The sequence below is a fragment of the Methanobrevibacter sp. genome (assembly GCF_045130115.1).
Taxonomy (GTDB): Archaea; Methanobacteriota; Methanobacteria; order Methanobacteriales; family Methanobacteriaceae; genus Methanocatella.
The window spans coordinates 1-22,680 of the sequence record NZ_JBGUPC010000044.1; the positions used below are offsets into that span (position 1 = coordinate 1).

The window sequence follows — 22,680 nt, forward strand, 5'->3', positions numbered from 1 at the left end:
ACTGTTCAGCAACGGCTTTCAATTCAGCTTTAATTGAAGCACGTTCTGATTCAATGGTTAATAATCTTGCATCAGCATTTGAAATAACCTGTTGAGGAGTACCTTCAACATTACCTATTTCAATTTTCTCAAAGTCATATTTACGAAGTGTTGAATAAACTTCATCACTAAATTCTTTTAATGTCACTACGACGATAATTTCTCCTTCCTTATCATCCGCAGGAACAGTAAAAATTTCTAATTCGTCTGTCAATTTACTTAATTCATTTTTGATTTCTGAAGCAGATCCAGCATTAATCCTTCCAACAGTAGTAGAAGTGTACTTTGAATCTTTTAAGTCAGCTAAATTCATGTCAAAATTAGATAAGCGATTAGCCAAACTTTTATTAGACTGTAGTTCACTTGTTTCAGCGTCGAGTGCGGATAGTTTTTCCTCTATAACGCTTGTTTTAGCTTCCACCTGGGATAGAGTGTCTTCAGCTTTTGCTATAAAAGCTTCAGTGTCTAACTTTTCAACTTCCTTTTGAACAGGCAAATCTGGACTAATAAAAGACATTAATGTATCTTTTAACCCATGGCCTTCTGATAAAGAGTTTCCTAATAATTCAGATATCCCGTTTGTTTTCATTAGAAGTGAAGATAATTTTCCAGTGTATGGAGAAGCTTTAGCAGGAGTTACTAATTCCGCTAATTCAGGATCTTGCTGAATGCTATCAGAAATATCACTGATTTGTATAAGCCCTGATTCGTGGAGAGCGTCCACTGTAGGAGCTACATACTTTTCCAGTGTAACTATTCTAATTTTTCGCATTCTAGCTGTCTTGAACATATAATCTCACACTACAAAATATTTTTGACAATTACAGAAGCAGCTTCATCTACATTTGCCATAGCTTTGTCTTTAATGGATTTGACATCCACTTTGGACTGCTCAGCAATAGATTGCGCTTCTTTTTTAGCTTTATCTTCTGCATCAAAAACAGTATCTTTAGCGTCGTCTTCTGCTTGCAGTTTAGCTTGGGAAATAATTTCCTCAGCTTTAACTCTGGATTCAGCAATTAAATCGTTTGATTTAGCTTCTGAATCAACAATGAGTTGTTCAGCATCAGATTCTGCTTTTTTTATCATTGCGATTGCGTCTGATATCTCTGCCATAATTAATCACCATGGTGAACTTATTTTTGTTGTGCAATATATATATCTTTTACTATTCAATTTTGTTTAGAGTTCGTAAAATTGAATTTTGAATAAAAAAAAGTATTTAAAATATAATAATTACATGAAAATATTAAATAAAAAAAAGAATAAAAGATAAATAACTTATCTATAAAACCATTTCAATATACTAGGCGGTAATTTTTGTAAATAAGCAAGGATTGCTATTGCAATGATGATTACACCCACTATAACGAATCCTAAATTGTATGGACTAGCAAGTAACATGTATCCGCTGACCCCTATGACAATACCTTCAAAGAAGAATACTGCTTTGGTCCAACTAGGATTAAACAATATGATAAAGTAAGCGACTGCAATCAGAACCAGAATGATTGCGGTGGCCATCACATCATTTGTAATTGGCTGGTGTCTTAAAAATGGGGAAATCCCCCAAACAATTAGCATCAGTGCCAACATTACCCCTAATAATTTAAACATTTTAACATTTGCCATAATAACACTTAGTTTTTAGTTTAACCTTCATGATATTTATATCATTTTATCTTAATTACTATACATGGAACGAGCGGTTTGGATAATTTTAAATGAAAACTTTTCGATTACATTGGACGGCGAAATTGAAAACGATAAGGTTGTTGATAAAAAATTCTCTCCAGGAAGTGATATCTGGACAAATGAACTTCCACGCTTAGGTTTTAGCGATGAACATGTTCAAAATGACTATGATGAATTCATATCCGATATTTTAACACTATTCAGTGAGCCTAGTGTCAATGAAGTGTTCGTCAATGCAAAAATAGGTGAGGAATCCGAATACCTTAATTGTAAAAAGCCTCTGGTAATAAGAAAAATAGAAGAGTATAGCGTTGATGAAATCATAGAATAGCAGTGGCTTTCCTTAATATTTCATCCATATTGCTGAATTCCAACGGGTTTCCGTCATTGCCAACAGTCTCTGTTGTAATCAGGACATTTGGTGAAGCCCATAAAAAGGAATATGCAAAATACGCCACATTAACAAATATGACTATCCCCACAAAAAACAAGGCTATTATCAGACACACGGCATGGATTAAAAGATTTCCATACCTCCTTTTTTTCATCAGGATATAATTGTCCTCTTTTTCAATTGTTTTGAATTTGTGCTGAGACAATTCCTCAGAAATCTCATCCATCTCTTTAGAATTATCTGCACTCAATATGTATAATGCCATCTTAATCAATGTAAACTACAAATTCATCCAATTCTTTTCTTGGAGTGTCTCTTGGTTCAGCATCACCATAACCTAATGGAGTAAATAGCACTGCTTCTTCAGTTTCATCAAGATTTAAGAATTGGTGTGCCTTGTTTTTCTTGAATGCTCCAATATAGCAGGTTCCGAGTCCGACATCAGTAGCTGCAAGAATGATATGGTCCATAACAATGGTTGCATCTATATCAGCAATGTTTTTCTGATCCCAGGGTCTTGTCCATGCCTGATTCTTTATTGCCACTACACACAGGACATATGGGGCTTCCACAAACCATTTGGCACCATAAATTTCTGACAATTCATCCTTATGCTTTTTAGTGTCAATGACAAATACCTTAAATGGCTGATAATTGACACCAGTCGGAGCGAGTGTTGCTGCTTTTAAGACATATTCTAGCTTTTCTTTTTCCACTTCCTTGTCAAGGTATCCTCTTACGCTGTATCTTTCAGTTATTACGTCAATAAATTCCATATTATCATCCTCTATATTCTACATCATCAAGGTCACAGAATCTTCTGAATTCCTCTTCATCCATCTGTTCCTCATAAGCATGTGCAATTAGTCCAGGGAGTCTTCCTATCATGAAAATGCCTAAACCCAACTGAGGGTCAAAGCCCAAATCAGACAGTATTGCTGCATTTGCACCGTCAACATTAAGTTTGATATGCTTTTTATCATGAACCAAGTCCTGAAGGGCCAAAGCCAACTTGATATGAGGACCTATATATCCTCTGTTAACTGCAATTTCCATCAGCTTATCGGCTCTTGGGTCAACATCATGGTATCTGTGGCCAAAACCAGGTATCTTTTTGCCCTTAACCACATACTCCTTGTATATTTCAATGGCCAAACCTGCAATCTGCTTATTGTCAATGCTTGAATCATCAATCAAATGGACCGAATTGATTTTTGACTGATACAATTCCATTGCCTTTTGGATAGCTCCTGCATGCTTGTTTCCAAATGACAGGAATGCTCCTGATATTGCAGAATTAATCGGTGAGCCTGAAGAAGTGATTAATCTTGCGGTTTGGGTACTTGGTGGAGTGACCCCATGATCACAAAATGAAACTAAAACATGATTGAATATTCTGCTTTCCTTTATGGAAGGCAATCTTCCTTTTAAAAGTAAAAATACCATGTCAGAATATCTTATTTTCTCAATCAAATCTTTTTGGTTATATCCCCGAGTCACGATTTTATCCTTTTCAACTCGAGTAACCGCAGTTTTTAAAGACTTTGGATTGACTTTAAAATTATTATCTTGCATTTTTAAAACCTTTTTAATTGTTAATTAAATATATAAACTATCATAATTTAAGTGTTGCTACTCTCGGTTCTACAAAACAGGACGGTCTTACTGAAACTATTCTGACACCGCTTGCCCTCTGATTACCTATATTCAGATAGCATCCTAAAACAGTAGTCCTGCCACCCAATCCCAATGGCCCTATGCCACTTTGATTTAGCCTACAAGTAATATCCCTTTCATGCTGATTCTGACTGTCCAAATTTCCGTATGCAATCGATTTGAGCAGAAGAGATGTTGCTTCAAAGTGTGTTCTTCCAATCCCAATGGATGGAATCGAAGGAGTGCATCCCAGCATTTTCAGTGACGATTCAAGCCATTCGCATGCAGTATCTATCACATTTTCAAAGGAACGCTGATGATAAACCCTGAATGTTTTCGATCTTATTTCAGGACCTCCTCCCTCAAGTAAAAAGTGGATGTTTAGTGTATCCGGATCAATATCCCTTCCATATGTCGACCTGTCATTTGCACTATCAATCAACACCGGTGCAGGAGAAAGTTTTCCCGGTTCATCAAATAAACCTTCACTTTGCTCAATTCTTTGAACTTCATCGCCTTTAACAGCCATAGGTCTTGCAGGAAGACTATTTAATCCTAAAGAGATTCCTTCATGAATCTGATTCAATAATTCACCGGTTATTTGTCTATCCTCACCAACTTCAATTATCACATGAGGAATTCCAGTATCATCACATAATGGAAACTTTGTCTTTTGGGCAACCTGATAGTTTTCTAAAATCTGTCTTAAAGCCCATCGAGCATTTTCATTGTCTTCTGCATCAATGGCCCGTCTTAAAGCATCATATTTATCATCAGAAAGTGTGGTTGAAGCATCTATAATAGCTTTTGAAATATCGTTTAAGATGTCCATAAAATCACTCAGGAACCGCCAAGTCAGCGGATTTGTCAGGTGAAACAATTGCATCCGGGCAATACTCATCAATCATTCGCTTGACCAGCTTCACCTGTTTTATTCTGGCAATGGCCTCTGAAACGGTAGTGTCCCAGTTATGATTGGCCGCAACAGATCCTCCTGTTTTCAAATAGACCGGAGAGGCTACCTGAATGAATTTCGGAACTTCATAATGCCTTATGAATCCTCCGGTGGATTTCGGATTTTCGGTGTGGAGATCCAATACGATGTCTGTTGCATTCCTAATGGCCGCAAGCATTGGAATCTGCAAATCCCTTACCGGATTGAGTGAATCCAGTCCTTGCTGTTCAAGTAATTTTGCTGATGCCGGATTTGAATGACCTGCATGAGCGGACAACTTAAAGTGAACATTTGATGGGATTTCTGCATCTTCACGCATCTTGTTTAAAACCCAAAGGAGTCCTTCATCATATAGCAAAATTCCCCTAACTCCCAGTCTACATGCCCTTTTTACATCTTCAATGGCATAAACAAGATTATCATAACCCCTTAGTCTGTAACCGATTCTGCTTCCTTCTTTTGTGTGGACGGTTGCTGAAGTGTCATATGTGGCTCTTGGACCTACAGATAAAAACAGTTCACACCCATAATCCTTTGCCAAATCGACCATTTCTGCAATCTCCTCATCAGTCAACATCATTATTCCCTTGGTCTGAGTTACCCTATGAATGAAGATGTCATTTTTGCCGGCTTCCTCAAGAAGCGCAGCCATTGTTTTTGGAGATTGGATTCCCGGAACTTCAAAGCGATATTGTCCGCCGTCACTGAATCTTTTAGGTGATATATAATCATTTGAAACTTCTTCAATACCCAATTTATTTAGGAATTTTTTTGTATTTTCCATATTATCTACCATTTAATTTACGAACAACAAATTTCATTGTATATTCTTCAAGTGAATCAATAACAGTTAAATTGTTAACGTCATATTGAGGATTGAGCGCCTTAAACTTGGCAATTAATTCCCTTAACTGGAATGGATTTTCAAAATCCCCTTTTGGAAGGAAAGTGATATTTTGAAATACCCCATTTCTAAAGCTTTGATCCAATTTAATAATGACATTTGATGGCCTTTTATCAGGATATAATTCATTTAGCTTGTCATCGCTGACAACAATCATATGGTTTACAAGGTTTTTGATGCTGTTTACCTTGTCGACTGTTGAATAGTTGTCCAAAAGTCCATACTCAATCAATTGATTTACCTCATCAACAGACACTTCACCGACGACCAATGAAATGGCAACAGCATAAGGAAGGCTTTGCCTTAACTCTTCAATGTTTTTCGGATTGAAATTATTATGTTCCGCCGCAACGGAATATGTCTTAACTGCCACATTCTGAATATGATCGTATTCCTCACCTATACTTGCCTTAAGCTTTAAAGCTGTGTCGATTGAGGAATGCAGGTGTCTGCAGAATGGATATTTCTTGAAATAGATATCCCTGACCCTTACCTTACCGACATCCTTCAAAACATTTTCAAATGAGAAATCATCCTGTTTATACTCATCATCATCAACGACCATGGTTTTTAAAAATCCTTCATCCCCTTCAAATATTGTTTCACTACCAGTAAATCCATTTCTTGCAAGATAAGCTGATAAAATTCCATTATAAATCGCTTTTCCAACATGCAATGATTTGCCCATAGATCCACCATGGTCTGATTCCAATAATCCTGCCGCTTGTGTTCCGCATAAACCTAAAGCATTCAATATCTGTTTTTCATCCAACTTCAATAGCTTGGAAGCGACAACACCTGCTACAAATGCACCTATTGTTCCAGTAGTGTGGAATCCTTTGTTTCTGTGCTCCGGATTGACTATTTGACCTAGAAGAATCCCCACTTCATAGCCTACGATGACCCCCTCAAGGAATTCCTTTCCGGACAGGTCATATGCTTCAGAAATTGCAAGGGCCGTTGGGAAAATTACAGAACCCAAGTGGATTTGAGCTTTTCTGTGGCCATCATCCAGTTCCAGCACATGAGCGGAAATTCCGTTGACAAATGCTGAATGCAATACATCTGCTTTGAGGTTAGTGCCTATCACAGATGCTTTTAAATTTGAATCTAAGTTTCCATTAAATATTTCTTTAACAGTATTGCAGGCTATTTGTGGCGCATCTTCACCAATCCCTCTGTATGTAACTCCAAAAAAGTCCAAAAAGGCTGCTTTGACAGTGGTGATAGATTCTATTGTTGCCTGTTCATAGCGATAGTTTGAAATAAATTTAGAAATATTTTGTAAAAACATAAAACACCAATTCTAATATATGTTAAAAGTAGTATTAAAATAGGTCAGTTATAATTCAGAGCAATTTTTTTACATCGTAAATATTAAGCTGCCGGAACACCAGTTAAAACAAGGACGATGTGTGCCACTATAGCTGCTCCATAGTATGTTGCTGCAATGACCAGTATAGTTATTACTACGGCTCTCCAACCTAACGCCTTAAATTCATCCCAGCTTTTACCCATTCCAATACCCACATAAGCTAAAAATACTGTTACGATTGACAGGAGTTCCACTTTGGAAACATAATGTAGGACAAATTTGGAAGTTGGCATGCCTGGGAAAGCCAAAATGATACCTATTATACTGATATATAAGATTGAAGAAACGTTAAACGGCAAATACCTTTCAAGCCATACCCCTACAAGAGTAATTAGAGATAATATTGCCATACCTACAAGAGAACCTTCTATAGGATTATGATAACCCAGATAATTGCCGATGGCAGTTATGACTGAAAATATGATAAGCAGAATAATCCAATTCATGATACCATGAACAGATACGTTTTCAGATCCGTCAATCAAATCAGGCAATTTATTCATCCTCCTTTTCAGGTGTTAGGGATTCCCTTCCAATTTTAGGTTCAAGCCAGTTATACATTTTTTCAGTCAGTGGAAGTGCCACAAATATGACGATGTATATTCCAACACAGAATGACAATAGATTACTGAATCCGGCAAAAGCCTCAATTTGGGTTTCCATTCCAGGAAATGCCGCAAGAGTCGGACCTATTGCCGCAGCGTTCATACTTGCACTTCCCACCCCACTTGCCATAGCAAACGCGTACGGATGGAGCGGAAGGAAGGACAGTGAAAATGTTACCAGGAAACTTATGAATATTGTACCTATTACAGTACCTATAATGAATATTGCAAATACTCCTCTTGATTCAGGAGAGTTGAATCCATACTTATCTACAACAACTGCAACGTTCGGTTCCCTGCCTATTGAATTTGTCATACCGATTGATTCCTTTTTAAATCCTAAAAGCAATGCGATTGGAAGGACTAAAATGGTTGCCAAGTGTCCAAGTTCCTGCAATATCAAGGCAGGACCCATTTTAAAAATCAAACCGATAGACTGACCACTTGATACAGCCAATTTTGCAATCAGAACACCTATGAAAAGCATCATTGCCCCTTCAGCAATACGTGCCTGCTTTCTGTGAATCCATTTGATTGGTTTTATCAGATAAAAGGCAAGTCCTAAAATAATGGTATATATTAAAGGCATTATGGTGATTGCAACATCTTTGGTGATTGGGATTTTGATAGTTCCTATTAACTCTGCAATGACAACTAAAACAAGCACTGTTCCATGTAATCTTATATCTCTCCAGGGATTTCTCTTTAAAATACGCTTATCGGTTTTTTCCCGGTAAATATGTTCGACCTGACCATCATTGCCCTTATTCGGAATATTAACAACTCCCCAATATGATGTAACAAATTATCAAATTTAAAATACTATACTAATATTTTCTCAAAACATATTATTTAAATTGATAACATTTAATCTAAAAAAATCACAAAAGAAGAATAAAAGATATTAATAATTTTCACAAAATGAGAATAAAATTACGCCGGAACCCCAGTCAGGATTAGAATAATATGAGCAACAATTGCAGAACCGAGATATGTGGATGCAATAACAAGAATTGTAATGATAATTGCACGCCATCCAAGGGCTTTAAATTCATTCCAGCTTTTACCCATTCCAATACCAACATATGCCAAAAATACTGTCACAATAGCCATAACCTCGACCTTTGAAACATAATATGAAACAAATTCGGATGTAGGCATAGTCGGAAATGCAAGAACGATACCCATCACACTAATATAAATAATGGAAGAAATGTTTAATGGAAGCTTTCTTTCCATCCAAACGCCCAAAAGAGTAATTAAAGATAAAATACCCATACCAACTAAAGACTCCTGAATTGGATGTTTATAACCTACATAATTACCAATTGCGGTGATTATGGAAAATATCGCCAAAAGGAATATCCAGTTGAAAATACCATGTACCGAAACATTTTCGGATTCGTCAATTAATTCAGGCATTATTATCATCCCCACTTTTTACAATAGCCTTTTTTCCAAGTTTAGGCTCTAAAATGAAATACAGCTTTTCGGTTAAAGGCAATGCCAAAAATATTACAATATAGATACCGACTGAAAATGACAATAAGTTACTGAATCCGGCAAATGCTTCAACCTGAGTTTCCAATCCTGGAAACGCCGCAAGAGTCGGACCTAATGCCGCAGCATTCATACTTGCGCTGCCCACTCCACTTGCCATTGCAAAGGCAAAAGGATGCAAAGGCAAAACGGAAACACAAATGCTTGTAAAAAAGCTGATGAATACAGTTCCTATCATGGTTCCCACGATGAATAAAGCAAATATCCCTCGGGATTCAGGTGAATTGAATCCATACTTGTCAATAACCACTGCAACTTCAGGCTCACGGCCAATTGAATTTGTCATACCGATAGCTTCTCTTTTAAAGCCCAAGAGCAATGCAACCGGAAGCGCAATCAAAATTGTCGCAAGGTGCCCAAGTTCCTGAAGCATCAATGCAGGACCCATCTTAAACAACAAATCCATTGATTGACCACTTGAAACCGCAAGTTTTGCAATCAATATTCCTATAAACAGCATCATTGCCCCTTCAGCAACCCTAGACTGCTTTCTTTCAATCCAAGTTATAGGTTTCGCAAGATAAAATACCAATCCCAAAATCATGGAATACAATAAGGGCATAATAGAAACAGTCACATCTTTAGTAATTACAATATCAATAGGCCCGATAAACATGGCAATAACTGCCAAAACAAGTATTGTGAAATGTAAACGATAATCCCTCCAGGGATTTTTCTTTAAAATACGTTTATCAGTTTTATTACGATATATGTGTTGAACGTTTGTCGTGTCTTTATTTTCATCTGACATGGTACCCTCTCCCACCCAGCATAAAAAAAATGCTAATTATTTTATACTTCTAAAAAACTAGTATATAAATTAGTAGGATTTAGTTCTCAAAAGTTCTACTAATACGAATAAAAATCGTGATAAATTATATATTATTTCACAAAAAGTGAATTAAAAATAATTGCAATAAAATGATTAAAAATAAAATAAACAAAGGAAAACATCTTATTATTTTAAATTCATACGGCAAAGCGGTTTTGACAAATGTCTCCTTGCAGAAACTGGTGTTTCATAAAACTGAGCATTTTTTAAAAAACGTTGAATTTTAATAGGAACTTTTTTTGAAGATTCAATTTTTCTTCCACATTTTTTGCATTTGAAACCTTTGTTTTTACCGGCGGAAGTCATTCGTTTGCCGCACTCGCAAACTGGGTTCTTGTACTCAACATCATTTAACTGGATAACCTGAAACTTTTCAACATTAAATGTATTTTGCTCACCGATACCCCCGTAAACCCGAATTTTATCTCCAGGACGCAAATGGGAAACTATCTTTCTAAAATTCTTTGTTGGCTCATAGGCGCCGCATTCTATCTCACCGGAATCGTCCATAATGTAGAAAAACATGTGCCCCCCGTCAATGATTGTGGGCTTGTTTTTGACTTCCCCCTCGACACAATAACATCCGAATTGCTTCATTGAGGCAATATTTGGAACTTCCTGAATATGCATATCCGTATGCTGGTTTGTCTTAAAGATGCACCAATCGACAACCGGTTCGTCAACTTTAACGATATCTTTCGCTTTTTTCAATGCTTCAACGGTGTTTGACCTGATACCATATAAAACAGGGCATGGCGTTTTAGGTTCGATTGCAATGTAATCTTCTGAATAGTCGATGTTTTCAAAGGTATCCGGAAAAGTCTCCTTATCCATTTCATAAACAGATTCATAATCAATTTTCCTTTTAGTCCCATAATTATCTGAAGATCTGTATGCAAGCAGTTCATAGGTAAAATCACTTAAAGGCAAGCTAATTGCTGCAATGGATCCGATAATTCCCCTTCCTTTTTTGAATTTATGGATTTCACAACCCACAGAACGACCGAACTCTTCAGCATTTTCAATTGTAATGAATTCATAAATTGCCCTGAATGCATAATCCTCCATTTCCGGAGTGATTTCCCCATCATAAAAGATTACGCCAGGATTGGTATTGTCACAATCGAACATTGAGAGTTTTTCAACTTTATCAAGAACTATTTCCTTCGCCAGATTGGCTTTGGAATCATTTAAGATTTTTAAAGCCACACCACCATTTCCCCGTGTCTTATGGCGAGCAAAAGGATTTAGCCTTATCAATCTAGGATAATCCACCAATTCGATTCCATTCTCATTGAATTCATTGACAATTTGACTTGCAAGATATGTTGTGCACATTCCGTCGGGGGAGTCTGTATCATCAACTCCAATATATAAGTACTTAATCAAAATCACCTACTAAAATATATTTAATGTTAAATTAATATATAGTTTAAGAGAGGATTTGACTATGTTAACTAGAAGCCAACTGTTACACAATATTGAAAAACTGTTAACCTCACAGGGTTTCAAAACCTCAGACATATATGATCAAGGTTCTTTTGATATTGTAGCAAGAAAAAACCTGCAGATATTACTTTTAAAAACGTTTCAAAACATAGACAGCATCAATGAACAGAATGCCCACGAAATGAAACAATTGGCAAACATATTTCTTGCATCCCCAATTATAATCGGTGAGAAATCCAGAAATGGCCTTTTAGAGGATGGTGTGGTTTATGAAAGATATGAAATTCCCACAATCAGCTTTGAAACATTAAAAAGCATGATAGTATATGGAGAATCCCCTGAAATCTTAGCCGACCGTGGAGGATATTTCGTTAAGATTGACGGCAATGTCATCAAGCAATACCGTGAAGAGTATTCCATGTCTTTAAAAGATTTGGCAAGCCTTGCGCATGTATCCCGTGCTACAATGTATAAATATGAAAACGGAATAGTGAGGGCGAATACCGAAACGGCAATGATACTTGAAGAAATCCTCAACACCAAGGTAACCTTGGACATTGATTTGCTGCAGCCTCAAAAAAAGGATGAAATCAAATTTACCGATGACGTTAATGACTTATCAAAATTAGGATATGGCGTGATATCCACAAACAAAAGTCCATTTGATGCAGTGGCTAAAATGAAAAGCTCAAACAAACATTCACCTTTAATGGCAAATGTTGAGAAGAACAGAAGTGAAAAGACTCTGAAAAGAATGGCCATACCTCTCAAAGATTTATCGATGGTTACAACCTCAGAACCTGTTTTCATTATAAACAATGACAAAATTAAAGAGTCAATCGGCACCGTTCCGGTCATTAAATCTTGGGAGTTGAAGGAATTTGAAAATTCCAAGGAATTACTTAAAATGATTAAAGAGAGAAAAGAGAACTAGAGGCAATAACATGGAAAACTTAAATATAACTGATATGGAAAATTATCCGATAAAATGGGTCTGTAATTTTAAAGGTCAAACAGCAATCGGAATCTGTGGAAAAACCCAAAAAATAGCTATGTTTGCATCAGATGAAAGGGTTTCAAGGATTTTAGATGACATCGTAATAGGAACCGATGAGGAACAAGAGGGATACGGCTGTGAAGAGAAGGACAGATGCTGCAATTTCGAATGCGAATTCTGCGAAATATCCCCTAGACAATACCTGCAGATTACAGGCAAAAAGCCATCAAACAAAAATATAAAAGATTTAATCAACGGATTGGCCGATTTGAACCAGTCACTGGAAGAAGACGGATACATTCCATTTGAAGAATATGAAGTTGTCAAACTTTAATATTCCTTCAATAATTCAAAGTCTTCACGAGCTTCTTCAACCTTAGCGACACCCATGCATATTGCATCTACGAAATCGACATTTTTATAAAAAGTAAATGCTTCTTTTGGTTTTAACACACCTGCCGCAAGTATTCTTGTGGCAATGATTTTTTTATTCAGGTTTTTAATCTTTTCAATGAATTCCTGTCTTTGGGAAGCATTGAATGCACTTATATCCATCATATATGACAAGCTGTTGTATGGAATCATGTAAAAATCAAACAGATCCATGTCCAAATTATCTGCGAGCAAATCTGATGTTCTTGATGGAAATGCAGTAACAAGGCCTGAAAGAGCTCCTGAATCATTAATTCTATTCAGAATCTTTGAAGTCAGCCTCCAGTCATATCCGTCTGTTATGAATTCGTCAACAAGCATCAGAGGACAATCATATTGGCTGAACAGTTCAATATCCTCATCCCAATCGACTTCTTTTGCAACTTCATAATTAGGATTCAAATAATCAACATCACTTTTTCCAATTGTTGCGATAACTTTCATCTCACAGCCTTCAGAAAACGCAATGTCATATGCTTCAAGTAAATTGGAATCATTGACAAGGTTGATTGCCCTTACACCCTGATTGTATGATTCCATAATCACTTCAGCAGCATTTTGAGGATTGTTATATAAATCATCCAAGTAAAGTCTTGATCTGTGGCCATAGTAAAGTTCGGCCATGAACGGACCATAGCCCAGAATAGTCTGCGGAATTATTTTTCCATTATATTCCAAATCCTCAAAAAACATAATATCATTATTCCTTTTCGACTACAACGGCAGTTCCGTATACCAAGATTTCCTGCATTACATCGGATATCTCATTTGAGTCAAATCTGATTGCTACAATACCGTTTGCACCCAGTTCTTTTGCATGGGCAATTGCCCTGTGCAATGCTTCTTCCCGGGACTCTTCCATCATTGTAACATACTGTTTGATTTCACCACCAAAAATAGATTTGATTCCAGCACCGATTTGACCACCGGCACCTCTGCTTCTAACGGTTAAACCGTATATGAAACCTTTTGTTTCTACAGTTTTAAATCCTGGAATGTCATTTGCTGTTGAAATTGGAAATTCTTCTACACTTACCATAATATCATCAATATTAGTTAGGTAATTGCAATATAAATTATTTTTCATTGATGAAAGCGAGAAAGAAAAATATAGTTGATTTAATCAGATTTATCAAATATTTTCAAAAAATATTGCTTATATAATATATTTTAAATATAATAAAAAATATAAATTTAAGTAATATTTATGATTAAATATTGTTAATTATGGTGAAAAAATGAAAGTACTTATTGCTGATGCTATTAACGAAAAAGGTATAGAAAATTTAAAGGAAGTAGCTGACGTTGTTGTAGACACTGAAATTACTCCTGAAGAATTAGCTAATACCATCCATGAATATAATGGAATTATTGTAAGAAGTCGAACAAAATTAACTGCAGACATTATTAAAAAAGCTGACAATCTGCAAATCATTGCAAGAGCAGGTGTTGGAGTGGACAACATCGACCTTGATGCCGCAACTGAAAAAGGTATCATGGTTGTAAACTCACCTGAATCAACTTCCGTTACCGTAGCGGAACACACTATGGGTTTAATCTTAAGCATGGCCCGTAAAATATCTATTGCTGACAAATCCGTCAAGGAAGGCAAATGGGAAAAGAAAAAATTCATGGGAGTTGAACTCAGAAACAAAACTCTCGGTGTAATAGGTATGGGAAGAATCGGTTCACAAGTAGTAAACAGATGCAAAGCATTCGGAATGGATGCAATGGCATACGATCCATACTTGCCTGAAGAAGTTGCAAAACAGATGGGCGTTGAACTAACTGATTTGGATACCGTGCTTAAAAATGCAGATTTCATTACAATCCATGTTCCATTGACACCTGAAACCGAACATTCCATTTCAACCGAACAGTTTGAAACCATGAAGGATAGCGCTTACATCGTTAACTGTGCTCGTGGTGGAATCATTGATGAAGAAGCATTATACGATGCATTAGCAAACAACAAAATAGGTGGTGCCGCATTAGACGTATATGAAGATGAACCACCTGCTGAAGATTCAAAATTATTCGAATTGGACAATATTGTTTTAACCCCTCACATTGCCGCTTCAACCAAAGAGGCACAAAGGGATGCTGCAATAATTGTAGCTGATGAAATCATTGAATTAGTTAAAGGAAACAACCCTAAAAACGTATTGAACATGCCACGTATTGACAAGACAACCTACCAGGAGTTAGCTCCATACATGGAATTATGTGAAAAATTAGGTAGTTTCATCTCACAGGCTGTAAACGGTAAAATCAAAGAAATTGAAATCATCTACAGCGGAGAATTAGCTGAAATTGACAATCTTGAAATTTTATCAAGAACCGTCATCCAAGGTGCCGTAAACCCATTCTTAAGCTCACCGGTAAATACTGTAAACGCTTCTCTTGTCGCTAAAGAAAGAGGCATAAGTATTACCGAAGGAAGAAAAGACAATGCTAAAGGATACGAATCATTAATTAAGGTCATCGCTAAAAGTGAAACCGACACTTTCTCAGCAGAAGGTACTCACTTACACGATGCAAGAATCCTAAAAGTCAATGGCTACTGGGTAGATGTTATTCCTGAAGGACACATGTTCATTGCAAAATATGAAGATGTTCCTGGAAGCATCGGTAAAATAGGCACAAAATTAGGCGAACATAATGTTAACATTGGAATCATGCAAGTCGGAAGAGATGAAAAAGGCGGAAGAGCAATCATGGTTCTAACTTTAGATAAAGAGATTCCAAAAGACGTAATTAAAGAAATCCAAGCTTTAGACAATGTTTATGAAGCTATCGGATTAGAATTATAAAAAACAATTTTCACCATAATTGTTTTTTATTTTTTATTTTTACTTATTTTTCTGACACTGCCATCCGGATTTAACTCGATTCTGATTACCTGCTGAGGCATTTGAGTATTGGAGATTATTTCTACTTGAGGCTGCCTTTCAAACTGATTTCTCTTTTCAAAATCATCATAATAGTTTTTTCGCTCTTCGTCAAGAGTTTTGAAAAATTCGTCATCCTCCTCATCAAAAAATCCCGGCTTAAACTCATCGCTGTCGGTTACAACATCACTTTCATCAAAAAAGTCGTCAGGATTGTTTTCACTGAAATCTGTATAATCGCCTAATGTATAATCCATTGGCTGGCCATATCTGTCATAGGATTTGAAGGTTTCCAATGAATATGGAAGGCATACAATCATGTGGAAGTATCCGTTTCTTGAAAATGTCCTTAAATCGGCATCTGAAGGTCTGGCACTTGGCCCTGGGTGTGAGTGGACTGATCCCATATACTTTGTATTCATAGGAATCAATTCAGTATGGATTATGGCACTGTTTTCTGACCGTTCACCCGGAAGGAATATCAAACCGGTAATGTAGAGAATCTTATCCTTTATTTCGCCGTCAAAGAATGCCAAGAACTCATTAGGATAGGATTTCTTTGAGTAATAAATTACGGATTCGAGAACTTCACGGTCAACGCGGACCTCTGTGAATTCCTCATCCTTATTTCCAAGTATCTTTGAAATGAAACTCATTTTAACACACCAATACCTTTAAAGAAATCCTCATTGAAAATCGGAAGCTCCCAGTCGGTGAAGACATAGCTTCTGTATGAGGTCTGGTTTTTATTCTCCTTTTTGTTAAAACCAACTACTTTTTTATTTTTCCTATATATTCCTATTCCTCGTTTTTTGTAAGTTTCAATATCGTTTAAGTTAATGCCATTCTGGAACAATAATTCATGTATTTCATTCAACTTCATGCCGTTTATTTTATCGTTGGCTTCATTATTTGAATACTTTGTTTTGAGGTATGAAATGCCATGGGAATTGACGCAATTCATCCATGATTCGTCCTGCCTCCATTTGAAATAATCGGGTATATCTCCGTCATTGACTGGAATTATCCTTGAATCGAAAGCGGGAGGCTTTTTGAAATCAACATCATAATTCATCACAAAGGAACTGGAGGTGAAACCTGCCAGTACAGAATCAATCTTTTCAATTCTTCCATCAAAGGGAAGATTGTCAAAAAGCAAGCTTATTTCATCTGAAAAGGTATAAACGAAACTTGGAGAGAACTCCTTGAACAGGCCCTCACAAACTCTGGCCATCACCTGATAGAACTTTTCGTCATATGGCTTGACAAGATCCAAATCCTTGGCCAGCTTATGGAATGCCCTGCCGTCAAGGCGAACGATGACCCTTGAGTTTTTCGGAACCTTCAGGGACGAATAAACTTCAAATTCTTTCATTTACATGCCCACGCTAATGGTTTCATTGAAGCTTTTAAGTAATCTGATTGCTGAAAGCGCAGCCAGCATGCTGGTTTTCGGATTGGCGGCACAAGGATAGTTCATTGTTATTGTCTTGAATTCGCCGAAGTCTCCCCTTGCTGTGATTTCATGGACATTCCTATCAACATCCGGATCAACAATAATCTTGACGTCAATATCCATATTGCACGCCATACTGATGGTTGCAGCAACATTGATGTTCAATGGGAATTTTTTAACAGCTTCGGAAGCTTTTCCTTCAAACAAAACCTCTTCAGTGTCGATATCCTTTCCGAGAGATTTAGGAGATTTCCTTGTAACGAGGTTCACTTCCTTAAGACCGAATTTGGCAACTGCCTTGATTCCATCCAGACCTACAACGGCTCCGGAAGGCAGATGGATTTTGGCATCATTATCCTCAGCTATCCTTAAGACCTGACTGTAGAAATCCTTATCCATAAATGCGCCAATGCTCATGATAATCATATCAATGCCGTTTTCCAAGATAATCGGTGCAAAATATTTAACTGAATCCGGTGAAGCGCATTCCAATATCAAATCAACATCATCCAGCATGTCTTCAAAGGTGAGTACTGCCACACCGCCTCCAAGGCTTGCCAGATTTTCAGCCCTTTCGATATCCTTATCATAGAAGTATGCAATGTCAATGCCGTTCTTTTCAGAAACAATGCTGGTTGTTATGATGTTTGCAATAGCTCCACAGCCTATAATACCTACTTTCATAGTATCACGCTTGAAAAAAAGTTATAAAAAAAGAATTGGAGAAAGATTACTTATAATCTTTCAGTTTCAAATTGACTTTGAGTTTCGCCTTGTGGTTGTGGGTTTTCAGGTTTTGGAACAGTAGCTTCAGGGATTTGTGGTTCAGGAGCCACTTTTTTAATGTCTCTAGGATTGATTAACATAATGTCCCCAATAGCTTGAACTTTATCAAAGTCAACAGTCAATAAATCATTCTGGAAGGATCTCATGTTGTTGTCTTCAGGCATTTCCCCACGAATGGTTCCTAAAAATGAATTCATGAATCCTGCTGGTTTTGGTTGTTGTTCAATTGCTCTGACTTGTAATTTTGAAATAGTTCCTAACCTAATATTAAGAACAACATCTTCTACACGACCAACATAGTGTCCTGTGTTGGTATAAATATCTAAACTACGTAATTTTGAAACTTCTACCATGTTTTACACCCAAGTAAATCTAATTAATATAAATAAATATGTATATTTTTATTTAATTGTTAATATAAATACTTTTTGTTTTTTAAAGTTTGAAAATTCTTTTTTACAAAAAATTTATTAAATTATAAAATTAAAATATAAATCAGACTTAAAAGAGGACTTTAAATGTGGGATACAACAAAAGATTATAGAATTTTAGTGGCAAGCAAAGCAAGAGAAAATTATTTGAATCTTATTCCGACAGCTTCATTTCGCGGAAGTTGGAATAAAAAACAGGCTATTGAATTAGGAAAGCAGATGAACAGCGACTTTCAGTCATTGACCTATTCTTACCTTGAAGGAGATGAACTTGTGAATTCTCCAGATGTTGCTGCATTATCCGAAAAGGCCTTGGGCATCATCGAATGTTTAGGCGGAGATGACTGGAATAAAAAATTCTTAAGCAACGCTCCAAAAGAGGATAGGCAAAAGACCCAGGAAAACATTGCAAAAGTCAGGTTTTTCCTTGATTCAATCATCGGTTTAAAAGATCGTCTGGCATTAGGTCCGATAAACGACCCTATAATGGGAGTGGACATCAAAGTCGGAGAGGTAATGAGCGTTACCGGACATCCCCAAAATGACAAACTTATGCTTTGTAATGTCAACCTTGGAAAACGCGCCATAACCGTTGTAACCAATGACATGAACGTCAAAGACGACAATAAAGTGGGCGTTTCATTATTGCCTCCACAATCATTCAGCGATATCGTCAGTGAAGGCATGTTTTTAGGGATGAACGGAAGTATCCTGAAGGATGTTGACGGGGAGCTTGGAGCGATGCCGAAAGGCATACCTATGGAATCACTCAATGAGACCCGTAACCTTGTTGAAAATTATTTAAAATAGCTGAATATAGCTATTTTACCTTAAATTTAATCCTATTAATTTTGTTTTTGTCATTTCATCAACAGAGTATTTTATTCCTTCCTTACCAACACCACTATTCTTAAATCCGCCGAAGGGCATGTTGTCTGTTCTGAATGTTGACTGCTTGTTGACAAATACTGTTCCGGCATCTATTTCTTTGGCACATCTCATTGCAGATGAGTAGCTTTCGGTGAATACTCCTGCTTGCAATCCGTATTCAGTTGCATTTGCAACCTCAATCGCATCATCAAGATTTTTAACACGAATTATAGGTGCCACTGGCCCGAATGTTTCACGAACAACAAGATCCATATCCTGAGTGACATTATCGATCACTGTTGCAGAATAGAATGCTCCGTCACGTTTGCCTCCGGTCAATATTATAGCGCCATTCTCAACCGCATTGTTCACAGTCTCTTCCACTTGTATCGCCGCTTTTTCAGAAATCAAGGTTCCCAAGGTGGTTGTGCTTTCCAGAGGATTTCCCATTTGCAATTTTTCTGTTGCCACAACAAGTTTATCGCAGAATTCATCGGCAACGCTATCTTCAACAATCACGCGTTTGACACCCATGCAGACCTGTCCTGCATTAAGAAATGCTCCATTAATTATGCCCTTAACTGCATTATCCAAATCTGCATCCTTAAGAATAATAACGGGATCGTTTCCACCCAGCTCAAGAGTCACCTTTTTCATTCCTGCCTTCTGTGAAATCATCATCCCTGTTGTTACGCTTCCTGTAAATGATATCTTGTCCACTTCAGGAGAACATACCAGATAATCTCCAATTTCAGAGCCGTAACCTGTAACAACATTAACTACACCCTCCGGGAACTCCTCATCAAGCAGTTCGCAGAATTTCATTACTGCCAATGGAGCCTCTGTAGGCGGCTTTACAATAACGGTGTTTTTGCATGCTATTGCCGGCGCTATCTTATGGATTGTCAGATTCAGAGGATAGTTGAATGGTGTTATTGCTGCAACAACCCCCAATGGCAACCTTTGGGTGAATGCAAAGAATCCCTTGCCGTTAAGCCCTGCATCCAGAGGTACACTTTCACCATAAATTCTTTTTGCCTCTTCGGCAGACAGCCTCAATGTCTCAATTGAGCGGTCAACTTCAACCAGCGCCTCGTTTATAGGCTTTCCAACCTCCAAACATAAGAGCTGTGCGAATTCCTCGCGCCTCTCTTCGAGTTTGCGAACTGCATTGAACAGTTTATTTGAAACTTTGAATGCTGACATTTCAACTAAAGAGTCCTTAGCATCATTTGCAGCATCTATTGCCAATTGTGCAGTTTGCCTGTGAGCAATTGGAACTGTATCAATCACTTCACCATCATAAGGGTTTTTTACATCAATCAAATCATCACTTGAGATATGCTTTCCACCAATCAACATGTCCATCTTATCACCTTAAATAATATTTTATATTATGAAATTATAAATATTGACTATGGAAACGAATCGTTTTGAAACATTTTTCGATGCAATCATTGCAATCGTAATAACTGTGCTCGTTTTAAAAATCCCACAACCTGCAAGCCCTACCTTAAATGCTGTTTTAGACTTGCATACAATGTATATTGCATATCTGATAAGCTTTCTGATTCTATACAATTTATGGTATGCCAACCATAACCTGTTCAGGCTTGTCGAAACCATAGACAACACCACCCTTTGGATTTATGGAATGATGACATTCGTGATATCACTTATTCCATATTTTACAATATGGCTTGCGAATAACCCCAATTCAATAGCGGCCGAGACAATGTTTGGAGTCATCTTTATTGTAACCCACATCTTAAACACTCTGGCCACAAAAGCCGTCTACAGGAGCAATCCATATAATACAAACCTGCGGGAAATCAATCACGATTCGTATTACATGAATTTGCCATTAATTCTAATCATCATAGGATTTATATTGACATACAGCGGATACACGAAAGGAATATACTATGCCTGTTTGATATCAATTGTCCTATGGGTTTTGATTGGAAGATTAATCAGGAGGGGTCATGATGGAAACTGAACGATTTGAAGCATTGATTGATGCTATCTTAGCCATTATCATCACAATTATTGTTTTGGAAATTCCACTTGCAAGCAACGGCACCTGGCAGGCCCTCCTAGACATCAAATATGAATTCATAATATATGCAATCAGTTTCATGATATGCTTTAATTTCTGGAACTTCAACAACAACATATTCAGCATCGTCAATAAAGTTGACCCTAAAATCATCTGGACAATGGGCCTGACATTGTTTGTGTTTTCGCTGCTGCCTTATCTGACAACATTTGCCGCCGAAAACTTCTATGTATTCTTCCCGCAATTCCTATATGGTTTGAGTTTTATCATAACGGCAATATTCTCATTGATAATCTGTAAATTCCTTAAAGATGCAGATCCTGGAAATGTTGCGCTTCAAGTTGCTTTAAATGACCCATATCCATTCTACTCCACAATCATTTTGGTTTTGATTGGAATTGCAATTGGTTATTTCGCATATCCTCCAGTGATAATGTTATCATGTTTGATTTCGATTCTTGGGGTTTGGATAATTCCGAAAATCAGGAAATAACACTCATTTAAAATATTTCCCCAATGCATTTAGCTCACCATTGAACTCTCTGACTTCCTTTGATGCGATTTCACCTGACAAATCCTTCATGTAACTGTTATACATGTGAATTGCAAGCAAAACCACTACCATTATCCCACCAAATAGCAGGATAAACTCTGCTGAAGCCTGACCCTTATCGTCCATCATAATCCCCCCATAAGCAGACTTCCGCCGAATGTGGAGATGAAATAGAATATCCCAAACGATGAACATGCCAGAGGCAATGTGAACTTGATTCCCTTTTTAACGTCACCATACATGATTATGCTGATGATGAATGCCACGAGAACGGAATGTATGATCATATATAATTCTCCGGCGATTGGTGCGGTCAGAATGATTTCCGACTCCATTCCATAACCTTGCATGAAGCTGGAATACACACTCACCATTCCGATTGCAAAGGGCGTTGCAATGACCGCTGAAATTAAAAGAAACATCACAGACATCATCACTGCAGACTTTCTCTCCCTTTTAAGTGCCATCAGATCTCTTAAATCATCCGAAACATCAGACAAGACTTTTGAAATGCTTGATCCTGATTTCCTTCCGTCAAGAATTATTCCAAAAACCCTTTCCAGTTCCTTTGACTTCAGGCGTATGCTCATTGCACGCCAAGCGTCATCGAAATTGCGCCCCATTCGAATTTCAATGATTGTCCTTCTCATCTCATCGTACAGGGGGCCTTCGCCATACTGTGACATGTCCTCCATTGCATTTTCGAAACTTAAACCGACCTGAAGCATGCTTGAAAGCTGC

At 37.2% G+C, this 22,680-nt stretch carries 29 protein-coding genes and 1 pseudogene; 7 read left to right on the forward strand and 23 right to left on the reverse strand.

The features are described from left to right. The 3 genes and pseudogenes from ACJMML_RS07555 to ACJMML_RS07565 form a co-directional block, all read right to left on the reverse strand. Positions 1–829 (reverse strand): annotated as a pseudogene (locus ACJMML_RS07555) (V-type ATP synthase subunit I); the annotation flags it as partial. Between the two features lie 11 nt (positions 830–840). Further along, on the reverse strand, positions 841–1,155 hold the full coding sequence (ahaH, locus tag ACJMML_RS07560) for an ATP synthase archaeal subunit H (RefSeq protein WP_296786011.1): 315 nt from the start codon (positions 1,153–1,155) through the stop codon (positions 841–843). A gap of 165 nt (positions 1,156–1,320) precedes the next feature. After that, entirely contained in the window at positions 1,321–1,671 is a 351-nt protein-coding gene (locus ACJMML_RS07565; protein WP_405306722.1) for a hypothetical protein, read from the reverse strand. 64 nt (positions 1,672–1,735) lie between these two features. Here ACJMML_RS07565 and ACJMML_RS07570 point away from each other — a divergent pair, with 64 nt between their 5' ends. Next, entirely contained in the window at positions 1,736–2,065 is a 330-nt protein-coding gene (locus tag ACJMML_RS07570; protein ID WP_405306723.1) for a hypothetical protein, read from the forward strand. Here ACJMML_RS07570 and ACJMML_RS07575 read toward each other — a convergent pair. The 11 genes from ACJMML_RS07575 to ACJMML_RS07625 form a co-directional block, all read right to left on the reverse strand. Further along, positions 2,055–2,393 (reverse strand): hypothetical protein, encoded by a 339-nt coding sequence (locus ACJMML_RS07575; RefSeq protein WP_405306749.1) that lies wholly within the window; start codon positions 2,391–2,393, stop codon positions 2,055–2,057. The two genes, ACJMML_RS07570 and ACJMML_RS07575, sit on opposite strands and share 11 nt — an antisense overlap. A 1-nt stretch (position 2,394) precedes the next feature. Next, positions 2,395–2,904: a nitroreductase family protein gene (locus ACJMML_RS07580; RefSeq protein WP_405306724.1), complete on the reverse strand. Its 510-nt coding sequence runs from the start codon at positions 2,902–2,904 to the stop codon at positions 2,395–2,397. Between the two features lie 4 nt (positions 2,905–2,908). Then, positions 2,909–3,703 carry a citryl-CoA lyase gene (locus ACJMML_RS07585; protein WP_405306725.1) on the reverse strand — a complete coding sequence of 265 codons (795 nt, stop codon included), beginning with the start codon at positions 3,701–3,703 and terminating at the stop codon, positions 2,909–2,911. Positions 3,704–3,743: 40 nt separating this feature from the next. Continuing rightward, a complete protein-coding gene (locus tag ACJMML_RS07590; RefSeq protein ID WP_405306726.1) occupies positions 3,744–4,616 on the reverse strand; it encodes a fumarate hydratase in 873 nt (290 codons plus the stop codon). A gap of 4 nt (positions 4,617–4,620) precedes the next feature. Further along, positions 4,621–5,523 carry a peptidase gene (locus ACJMML_RS07595; RefSeq protein WP_405306727.1) on the reverse strand — a complete coding sequence of 301 codons (903 nt, stop codon included), beginning with the start codon at positions 5,521–5,523 and terminating at the stop codon, positions 4,621–4,623. 1 nt (position 5,524) lies between these two features. Next, positions 5,525–6,937 carry an MmgE/PrpD family protein gene (locus ACJMML_RS07600; protein ID WP_405306728.1) on the reverse strand — a complete coding sequence of 471 codons (1,413 nt, stop codon included), beginning with the start codon at positions 6,935–6,937 and terminating at the stop codon, positions 5,525–5,527. 83 nt (positions 6,938–7,020) lie between these two features. Then, positions 7,021–7,512, reverse strand: a complete 492-nt coding sequence (locus ACJMML_RS07605; protein WP_405306729.1) for a hypothetical protein — start codon at positions 7,510–7,512, stop codon at positions 7,021–7,023. A 1-nt stretch (position 7,513) separates the two neighbouring features. Continuing rightward, positions 7,514–8,398, reverse strand: coding sequence for a DUF3100 domain-containing protein (locus tag ACJMML_RS07610; RefSeq protein WP_405306750.1), 885 nt, complete (start codon positions 8,396–8,398; stop codon positions 7,514–7,516). A gap of 158 nt (positions 8,399–8,556) precedes the next feature. Then, positions 8,557–9,045, reverse strand: coding sequence for a hypothetical protein (locus tag ACJMML_RS07615; protein ID WP_405306731.1), 489 nt, complete (start codon positions 9,043–9,045; stop codon positions 8,557–8,559). Continuing rightward, on the reverse strand, positions 9,038–9,934 hold the full coding sequence (locus ACJMML_RS07620) for a DUF3100 domain-containing protein (protein ID WP_405306732.1): 897 nt from the start codon (positions 9,932–9,934) through the stop codon (positions 9,038–9,040). The genes ACJMML_RS07615 and ACJMML_RS07620 overlap by 8 nt, the downstream gene beginning before the upstream one ends. 207 nt (positions 9,935–10,141) lie before the next feature. After that, a complete protein-coding gene (locus tag ACJMML_RS07625; protein ID WP_405306733.1) occupies positions 10,142–11,410 on the reverse strand; it encodes a DUF1743 domain-containing protein in 1,269 nt (422 codons plus the stop codon). A gap of 55 nt (positions 11,411–11,465) precedes the next feature. On the opposite strand from ACJMML_RS07625, the gene ACJMML_RS07630 reads away from it, so the two are divergent. Together ACJMML_RS07630 and ACJMML_RS07635 are read left to right on the forward strand one after the other, a co-directional pair. Continuing rightward, complete coding sequence (locus ACJMML_RS07630) at positions 11,466–12,398, forward strand: transcriptional regulator (RefSeq protein WP_405306734.1); 933 nt, start codon at positions 11,466–11,468, stop codon at positions 12,396–12,398. Positions 12,399–12,408: 10 nt separating this feature from the next. Then, entirely contained in the window at positions 12,409–12,795 is a 387-nt protein-coding gene (locus ACJMML_RS07635; protein ID WP_405306735.1) for a hypothetical protein, read from the forward strand. Here the strand turns inward: ACJMML_RS07635 and ACJMML_RS07640 are convergent. Next, positions 12,792–13,586 (reverse strand): hypothetical protein, encoded by a 795-nt coding sequence (locus ACJMML_RS07640; RefSeq protein WP_405306736.1) that lies wholly within the window; start codon positions 13,584–13,586, stop codon positions 12,792–12,794. The genes ACJMML_RS07635 and ACJMML_RS07640 overlap by 4 nt on opposite strands. Positions 13,587–13,593: 7 nt before the next feature. Then, positions 13,594–13,932, reverse strand: coding sequence for a heavy metal-binding domain-containing protein (locus tag ACJMML_RS07645; RefSeq protein WP_405306737.1), 339 nt, complete (start codon positions 13,930–13,932; stop codon positions 13,594–13,596). A gap of 199 nt (positions 13,933–14,131) precedes the next feature. Here ACJMML_RS07645 and serA point away from each other — a divergent pair, with 199 nt between their 5' ends. Next, positions 14,132–15,706 carry a phosphoglycerate dehydrogenase gene (serA, locus tag ACJMML_RS07650; RefSeq protein WP_405306738.1) on the forward strand — a complete coding sequence of 525 codons (1,575 nt, stop codon included), beginning with the start codon at positions 14,132–14,134 and terminating at the stop codon, positions 15,704–15,706. A 26-nt stretch (positions 15,707–15,732) separates the two neighbouring features. Here the strand turns inward: serA and ACJMML_RS07655 are convergent, their stop codons facing one another. Genes ACJMML_RS07655 through ACJMML_RS07670 form a run of 4 tightly spaced genes read right to left on the reverse strand, consistent with a single transcriptional unit; the run spans position 15,733 to position 18,379 of the window. Then, on the reverse strand, positions 15,733–16,440 hold the full coding sequence (locus tag ACJMML_RS07655) for a Mov34/MPN/PAD-1 family protein (RefSeq protein WP_405306739.1): 708 nt from the start codon (positions 16,438–16,440) through the stop codon (positions 15,733–15,735). Further along, positions 16,437–17,159 (reverse strand): tRNA(His) guanylyltransferase Thg1 family protein, encoded by a 723-nt coding sequence (locus ACJMML_RS07660; protein ID WP_405306740.1) that lies wholly within the window; start codon positions 17,157–17,159, stop codon positions 16,437–16,439. Before ACJMML_RS07660 ends, ACJMML_RS07655 begins: the two co-directional genes overlap by 4 nt. Continuing rightward, entirely contained in the window at positions 17,160–17,924 is a 765-nt protein-coding gene (locus ACJMML_RS07665; RefSeq protein ID WP_405306741.1) for an aspartate dehydrogenase, read from the reverse strand. 50 nt (positions 17,925–17,974) lie between these two features. After that, on the reverse strand, positions 17,975–18,379 hold the full coding sequence (locus ACJMML_RS07670) for a PRC-barrel domain-containing protein (protein ID WP_405306742.1): 405 nt from the start codon (positions 18,377–18,379) through the stop codon (positions 17,975–17,977). 165 nt (positions 18,380–18,544) lie between these two features. On the opposite strand from ACJMML_RS07670, the gene ACJMML_RS07675 reads away from it, so the two are divergent. Next, positions 18,545–19,267 (forward strand): tRNA-binding protein, encoded by a 723-nt coding sequence (locus ACJMML_RS07675; RefSeq protein WP_405306743.1) that lies wholly within the window; start codon positions 18,545–18,547, stop codon positions 19,265–19,267. Between the two features lie 15 nt (positions 19,268–19,282). Here ACJMML_RS07675 and ACJMML_RS07680 read toward each other — a convergent pair whose 3' ends face one another. Continuing rightward, positions 19,283–20,695 carry a lactaldehyde dehydrogenase gene (locus ACJMML_RS07680; RefSeq protein ID WP_405306744.1) on the reverse strand — a complete coding sequence of 471 codons (1,413 nt, stop codon included), beginning with the start codon at positions 20,693–20,695 and terminating at the stop codon, positions 19,283–19,285. Between the two features lie 49 nt (positions 20,696–20,744). Between ACJMML_RS07680 and ACJMML_RS07685 the strand changes: the two genes are divergently transcribed. Next, positions 20,745–21,326 (forward strand): TMEM175 family protein, encoded by a 582-nt coding sequence (locus ACJMML_RS07685; RefSeq protein WP_405306745.1) that lies wholly within the window; start codon positions 20,745–20,747, stop codon positions 21,324–21,326. Beyond that, the gene (locus ACJMML_RS07690; protein WP_405306746.1) at positions 21,316–21,879 is read left to right on the forward strand and encodes a TMEM175 family protein; all 564 of its coding nucleotides are present in this window, start codon (positions 21,316–21,318) and stop codon (positions 21,877–21,879) included. Before ACJMML_RS07685 ends, ACJMML_RS07690 begins: the two co-directional genes overlap by 11 nt. 3 nt (positions 21,880–21,882) lie before the next feature. Here ACJMML_RS07690 and ACJMML_RS07695 read toward each other — a convergent pair whose 3' ends face one another. After that, on the reverse strand, positions 21,883–22,068 hold the full coding sequence (locus tag ACJMML_RS07695) for a class III signal peptide-containing protein (protein WP_405306747.1): 186 nt from the start codon (positions 22,066–22,068) through the stop codon (positions 21,883–21,885). Then, positions 22,065–22,680 (reverse strand): type II secretion system F family protein (locus ACJMML_RS07700; RefSeq protein WP_405306748.1); only part of this gene is annotated, 616 nt, incomplete at its 5' end. The genes ACJMML_RS07700 and ACJMML_RS07695, both read right to left, overlap by 4 nt.

What these genes read in the sequence shown, in the direction of transcription:
- ahaH (WP_296786011.1), bottom strand. Translation starts at nt 1,155, where the DNA reads ATGGCAGAGATATCAGACGCAATCGCAATGATAAAAAAAGCAGAATCT.
- ACJMML_RS07565 (WP_405306722.1), bottom strand. Translation starts at nt 1,671, where the DNA reads ATGGCAAATGTTAAAATGTTTAAATTATTAGGGGTAATGTTGGCACTG.
- ACJMML_RS07570 (WP_405306723.1), top strand. Translation starts at nt 1,736, where the DNA reads ATGGAACGAGCGGTTTGGATAATTTTAAATGAAAACTTTTCGATTACA.
- ACJMML_RS07575 (WP_405306749.1), bottom strand. Translation starts at nt 2,393, where the DNA reads ATGGCATTATACATATTGAGTGCAGATAATTCTAAAGAGATGGATGAG.
- ACJMML_RS07580 (WP_405306724.1), bottom strand. Translation starts at nt 2,904, where the DNA reads ATGGAATTTATTGACGTAATAACTGAAAGATACAGCGTAAGAGGATAC.
- ACJMML_RS07585 (WP_405306725.1), bottom strand. Translation starts at nt 3,703, where the DNA reads ATGCAAGATAATAATTTTAAAGTCAATCCAAAGTCTTTAAAAACTGCG.
- ACJMML_RS07590 (WP_405306726.1), bottom strand. Translation starts at nt 4,616, where the DNA reads ATGGACATCTTAAACGATATTTCAAAAGCTATTATAGATGCTTCAACC.
- ACJMML_RS07595 (WP_405306727.1), bottom strand. Translation starts at nt 5,523, where the DNA reads ATGGAAAATACAAAAAAATTCCTAAATAAATTGGGTATTGAAGAAGTT.
- ACJMML_RS07600 (WP_405306728.1), bottom strand. Translation starts at nt 6,937, where the DNA reads ATGTTTTTACAAAATATTTCTAAATTTATTTCAAACTATCGCTATGAA.
- ACJMML_RS07615 (WP_405306731.1), bottom strand. Translation starts at nt 9,045, where the DNA reads ATGCCTGAATTAATTGACGAATCCGAAAATGTTTCGGTACATGGTATT.
- ACJMML_RS07620 (WP_405306732.1), bottom strand. Translation starts at nt 9,934, where the DNA reads ATGTCAGATGAAAATAAAGACACGACAAACGTTCAACACATATATCGT.
- ACJMML_RS07630 (WP_405306734.1), top strand. Translation starts at nt 11,466, where the DNA reads ATGTTAACTAGAAGCCAACTGTTACACAATATTGAAAAACTGTTAACC.
- ACJMML_RS07635 (WP_405306735.1), top strand. Translation starts at nt 12,409, where the DNA reads ATGGAAAACTTAAATATAACTGATATGGAAAATTATCCGATAAAATGG.
- ACJMML_RS07640 (WP_405306736.1), bottom strand. Translation starts at nt 13,586, where the DNA reads ATGTTTTTTGAGGATTTGGAATATAATGGAAAAATAATTCCGCAGACT.
- ACJMML_RS07645 (WP_405306737.1), bottom strand. Translation starts at nt 13,932, where the DNA reads ATGGTAAGTGTAGAAGAATTTCCAATTTCAACAGCAAATGACATTCCA.
- serA (WP_405306738.1), top strand. Translation starts at nt 14,132, where the DNA reads ATGAAAGTACTTATTGCTGATGCTATTAACGAAAAAGGTATAGAAAAT.
- ACJMML_RS07655 (WP_405306739.1), bottom strand. Translation starts at nt 16,440, where the DNA reads ATGAGTTTCATTTCAAAGATACTTGGAAATAAGGATGAGGAATTCACA.
- ACJMML_RS07660 (WP_405306740.1), bottom strand. Translation starts at nt 17,159, where the DNA reads ATGAAAGAATTTGAAGTTTATTCGTCCCTGAAGGTTCCGAAAAACTCA.
- ACJMML_RS07665 (WP_405306741.1), bottom strand. Translation starts at nt 17,924, where the DNA reads ATGAAAGTAGGTATTATAGGCTGTGGAGCTATTGCAAACATCATAACA.
- ACJMML_RS07670 (WP_405306742.1), bottom strand. Translation starts at nt 18,379, where the DNA reads ATGGTAGAAGTTTCAAAATTACGTAGTTTAGATATTTATACCAACACA.
- ACJMML_RS07675 (WP_405306743.1), top strand. Translation starts at nt 18,545, where the DNA reads ATGTGGGATACAACAAAAGATTATAGAATTTTAGTGGCAAGCAAAGCA.
- ACJMML_RS07680 (WP_405306744.1), bottom strand. Translation starts at nt 20,695, where the DNA reads ATGGACATGTTGATTGGTGGAAAGCATATCTCAAGTGATGATTTGATT.
- ACJMML_RS07685 (WP_405306745.1), top strand. Translation starts at nt 20,745, where the DNA reads ATGGAAACGAATCGTTTTGAAACATTTTTCGATGCAATCATTGCAATC.
- ACJMML_RS07690 (WP_405306746.1), top strand. Translation starts at nt 21,316, where the DNA reads ATGGAAACTGAACGATTTGAAGCATTGATTGATGCTATCTTAGCCATT.
- ACJMML_RS07695 (WP_405306747.1), bottom strand. Translation starts at nt 22,068, where the DNA reads ATGATGGACGATAAGGGTCAGGCTTCAGCAGAGTTTATCCTGCTATTT.